The following is a 4,620-nucleotide window of genomic DNA, read 5'->3' on the forward strand; positions in this document are numbered from 1 at the left end:
GCCCGCGCCCCGCGACACACCGCCCCGCCCCGCCCGCGCCCCGCGACACGCCGCCCCCGCCGCGACACGCCGCCCCCGCCCGCCCCGGCGGGCCACCATCGGAGGCATGCAGCTCCCCGTGATGCCCCCGGTGCCCCCGATGCTGGCCAAGGCCGTCGCCGCGATCCCGCCCGGCATGCAGTACGAGGCCAAGTGGGACGGCTTCCGGGCGATCGTGTTCCGCGACGGCGACGAGGTCGAACTCGGCTCCCGCACCGGCAAGCCGCTGACCAGGTACTTCCCCGAGGTGGTCGAGGCCGTCCGGGCCCGGCTGCCGGAACGCTGCGTCGTCGACACCGAGATCGTCGTCGCGCACGACGGGCGGCTGCACTTCGAGGAGCTGCTGGAGCGCATCCACCCCGCCGCCTCCCGGGTCCGCACCCTGGCCGGTCGCACCCCCGCCACCCTCGTCGCCTTCGACCTGCTCGCCCTGGACGACGACGACCTGACCGGCCGCCCGCTGGTCGAACGCCGCGCCGAACTCGCCCGACTGCTGGCCGACGCCGCCCCGCCCGTCCACCTCGCCCCCGCCACCACCGACCTGGACACCGCCCGTAGCTGGTTCTCCCGCTTCGAGGGCGCCGGCCTGGACGGGGTGGTCGCCAAACCGCTCGACGCCCCGTACCGGCCCGGCGAACGCACCCTGTTCAAGATCAAGCACGTCCGCACCGCCGACTGCGTGGTGGCCGGCTACCGCGAGCACAAGTCGGGCCCGGTGGTCGGCTCGCTGCTGCTCGGCCTGCACGACGCCGACGGCCGCCTCCAGCACGTCGGCGTCAGCGCCTCCTTCCCGATGGCCCGCCGGGCCGAACTCGCCGCCGAACTCGCCCCGCTGCGCCTGGACCCGGCCCGGCTCGGCGACCACCCGTGGGCGCACTGGGAGGAGGCGGGGGCCCAGGCCGCCGACCGGCTGCCCGGCGCGGTCAGCCGCTGGACCGGGCACAAGGACCTCTCCTGGGTGCCGCTGCGCCCCGAGCGGGTGGCCGAGGTCGGCTACGACCACATGGAGGGCACCCGGTTCCGGCACACCACGCAGTTCAAGCGCTGGCGGCCTGACCGCACCCCGGAGAGCTGCACGTACGCGCAGTTGGAGGAGCCGGTCTCCTACGACCTCGGCGCGCTGCTGTCCTGAGCGCTCGGGGACGGGCCGTCCGGGGGCGCCACCTGCCCGATCAGCACCGCCAGCCCGTCCAGCAGGCGCTGCAGGCCGAACTCGAAGAGCCGGTCGAGGTCGAAGTCGTAGCCCTCCAGGGTGAGCCGCAGGAAGGTCGGGTGGGCGGCGACCAGCTCCATGAAGACCTCCTCCCGCTGGTCCATCCACTCCTCGAAGTCCTGCCCGGTGGCGGCCTCCGCGGTGGCCTCCATCTCCAGGTTGAGCGCGGTGCCGCGGACGTAGTTGAACAGCGTCAGGTAGGCGGTGAACACGTCCTCCACCCCCAGGCCCTCGGCGGCCAGGGCGGACAGCACCCACTCGCCGAAGGGCAGCGCGTTGGCCACCGGCTGGGGGCGGGTCACCGACAGGGCGGACGCCAGCCAGGGATGCGCCCGGAAGAGCTCCCAGAGCAGGTGCGCGGCCAGGTCCAGCCGGGCGCGCCAGCCGAGGGCGCCCTGCGCGGGGATGAAGGAGACGTCGGCGAAGACCAGGTCCATCATCCGGTGCAGCAGGCCGTCCTTGTCCGGGACGTGCCGGTACAGCGACATGGTGGCCACGTCCAGCTCGGCCGCGACCCGGCGCATCGACAGCGCCTCCAGGCCCTCGTCGTCGGCCACCGCGACCGCCGCCGCGACGATCCGCTCCGCCGTCAGCGCGCCCTCGGGCGCGGGCCGCCGGGGCACCTGCCGCCCGCCGGAGCGGGCCGGGGCCGGCGCCGGGTCCGGGAGCCCGGCGACCACCGTGCCGACGCCCGGGACGGCCCGCACCAGCCCCCGGCCGCGCAGCTCCGCCAGCACCTTGGTGGCCGTCGCCATCGCGACGTTCCACCGGCGGGTGATCTCCCGGGTGGACGGCACCCGGTCGCCCGGACGCAGCCCGCCGCGCTCGATCCGCTCCTGCAGTTCGGCCGCGATCTGCTCGTAGCGGTCCACCCGCCCCACCTCCGCACTAGTGCACCGGTCGGCGCCATGCTAGCTGCCGCGGCGCCCCCGGCACCAGCCTCCGGCTCCCGTCCGGGCGCACTAGTGCACTAGTGCAGCAAGTCAAAGTACCTTGCCAACGCGCTTGCCTAGTGCAGTGCGTACGGCGTACGTTCGGTGTCATGGAGAACGCGACGAGCAACACCGACATCCTCGTATCGGGCGGCGGCATCGCCGGCCCCGCCCTGGCGTACTGGCTACGCAGGGCGGGATTCCGCCCCGTCGTGGTGGAACGCGCCCCCGTCCCCCGGCCCGGCGGCCAGACCGTCGACCTGCGCGGCGCCGGACGCACCGTCATCGCCCGGATGGGCCTGCTGGAACGGGCCGCCGAACTCGCCGTCGAGCAGCGCGGCATCGCCCTGGTCGACCGCCGCGGCCGGCACACCGCCCGGATGCCCACCGAACTCTTCGGCGGCGAGGGCATCGTCTCCGACCTGGAGATCCTCCGCGGCGACCTCGCCGGGCTGCTGTACGAGGCCACTGCCGACGACGTCGAGTACCTCTTCGACGACACCCTCACCGCCCTGCACGAGGACGCCGACGGCGTCCGCGCCACCTTCGAGAACGCGCCGCCCCGCCGCTTCGACCTGGTGGTCGGCGCCGACGGCCTGCACTCCGCCACCCGCCGCCTCGCCTTCGGCCCCGAGAGCGAGCACTTCGTCCCGATCGGCGGCTACACCGCCTGGTTCACCGCCCGCCTCGACCTCGACCTCGACGGCTGGTTCCTGATGTACAACGCCCCCGGCGGCCTGGTCGCGATGGTCCGCCCCGGCCGCCTGCCCGGCGAGACCAAGGTCGCCCTCAGCTTCCGCTCCGCCCCGCTCGCCCACGACCGCCACGACCGCGCCGCCCAACAGCGCCTGCTCACCGAGAAGTTCGCCGGCGCGGGCTGGGAGACCGACCGGCTGCTCGCCGCGATGGCCGACGCCGACGACTTCTACTTCGAACACCTCGGCCGGGTCCGCCTCGACCGCTACGCCCGCGGCCGCACCGCCCTGGTCGGCGACGCCGCCTGCTGCCCCACCCCCCTCACCGGCCTCGGCACCAGCCTCGCCCTGGTCGGCGCCTACCTCCTGGCCGGTGAACTCGCCACCGCCCGCGGCGACTTCACCACCGCCTACGCCGCCTACCAGCACCGCATGCGCCCCTACGCCGCCCAGGCCCAGCAACTCCCGCCCGGCGGCATGCGCGCCTACGCCCCCGGCAGCGCCCCGATGATCGCCCTGCGCGCCGCCTCCATGCGCTGGATGACCCGCTGGCCGCTGCGCCGCCTCATGGAGACCCAGGCCGCCAAGGCCGCCGACGTCGAACTCCCGGACTACGAGCGGGCGTTCGCCTGAAGGTCCGGGCGCGGCGCGGCGCGGGCACGGGGACGGCCCCGGTCTCCGTGGGGTGAGACCGGGGCCGTCGTGGGGGAGTGGCGCGTCAGCCGGTGAAACCGGCCGTGATGGAGGTGAACTGCCAGTCGGACTGGGCGATGCCGGAGCAGGTCTCCTGCAGGCCGCCGCCCGGGCAGCCGCGGTCGCGGTTGACCGACCAGAACGCCAGGCGGGCGATGTGGTTGGTGTTGGCCCAGTCGCGGATCGCGGTCCAGTTGGCGACCGTGGTGGTCTCGTTGGTGTCGCTGAGGCCGTTCATGCCGGAGATGCCCAGGTGCGAGTAGGCGGTGGCGTCGTCCCAGCCGTAGACCGACTTGAGCTTGTTCTTCAGGCCGGTGGCCGCGCTGACGGTGGCGGCGTACATGTCGGTCGACGCGTTGCCGAAGTCGAACGGCATGATGGTGAAGACGTCGATGTCCGCGCCGAGCGCCTTGGACTGCTCGATCAGGCGGTTGCCGGGGGCGGTCGGGCCGCTGGTGGCGGTGCCGAAGGTGACGATCGTCCTGATGCCCGGGTTCTTCTGCTTGACGATCTTCAGCGCGTTCAGGATGCGGTCCTGGACGGTGTAGTTCTCGAACTCGTCGGTGTTCTCGATGTCGATGTCGATCGCCTTCAGGCCGTAGGCGTCGATCACCTTCTGGTAGGCACCGGCCAGCGCGGTCGCGTCGGCGCAGTTCGGGCCGAGCTTGTTGCCCGACCAGCCGCCGAAGGACGGGACGACGTCGCCGCCCGCGGCGCGCACCGCGTTGATGGTCTGCTGGTCGACGCCGTTCAGCAGCGGGCGCTGGCTGTCCCAGGTCGGGTTGCAGCCGTTCTGCGCCAGCACGAACGCCATGGTGAACCACTTGATGCCGGTCGCGTTCATCACGGTGGTCGGCGACGGCGGGTTGCCCCAGCCGTTGTACAGGTACGGCGCGGCCTGCTTGAAGCCGCTCGGGGTGGTGGTCGGCGGCGTGGTCACCGAGAGCGTGTTGGAGGCGGCCGAGGCGTTGCCCGCCGCGTCCCGGGCCTTCACGGTGAAGGTGTACGAGGTGGAGGCGGTCAGGCCGGTGACGGTCGCGCTGGTGCC

The 4,620-nt window shown here is 73.7% G+C and carries 4 protein-coding genes; 2 read left to right on the forward strand and 2 right to left on the reverse strand.

The genetic code is table 11. The features are described from left to right. Positions 1 to 106 precede the first annotated feature (106 nt). Complete coding sequence (locus OO57_RS37115; protein WP_033257269.1) at positions 107 to 1,171, forward strand: ATP-dependent DNA ligase; 1,065 nt, start codon at positions 107 to 109, stop codon at positions 1,169 to 1,171. Here the strand turns inward: OO57_RS37115 and OO57_RS37120 are convergent. After that, the gene (locus OO57_RS37120) at positions 1,144 to 2,124 is read right to left on the reverse strand and encodes a TetR/AcrR family transcriptional regulator (RefSeq protein WP_051778739.1); all 981 of its coding nucleotides are present in this window, start codon (positions 2,122 to 2,124) and stop codon (positions 1,144 to 1,146) included. The two genes, OO57_RS37115 and OO57_RS37120, sit on opposite strands and share 28 nt — an antisense overlap. 170 nt (positions 2,125 to 2,294) lie before the next feature. Here OO57_RS37120 and OO57_RS37125 point away from each other — a divergent pair, with 170 nt between their 5' ends. After that, complete coding sequence (locus tag OO57_RS37125; protein ID WP_033257270.1) at positions 2,295 to 3,512, forward strand: FAD-dependent monooxygenase; 1,218 nt, start codon at positions 2,295 to 2,297, stop codon at positions 3,510 to 3,512. An 85-nt stretch (positions 3,513 to 3,597) separates the two neighbouring features. Here OO57_RS37125 and OO57_RS37130 read toward each other — a convergent pair. Next, the coding region (locus OO57_RS37130) for a chitinase (protein WP_033257271.1) at positions 3,598 to 4,620 on the reverse strand (1,023 nt) is incomplete at its 5' end.

Origin of the sequence: Kitasatospora phosalacinea (genome assembly GCF_000717185.1) — a bacterium.
GTDB lineage: Bacteria > Actinomycetota > Actinomycetes > Streptomycetales > Streptomycetaceae > Kitasatospora > Kitasatospora phosalacinea_A.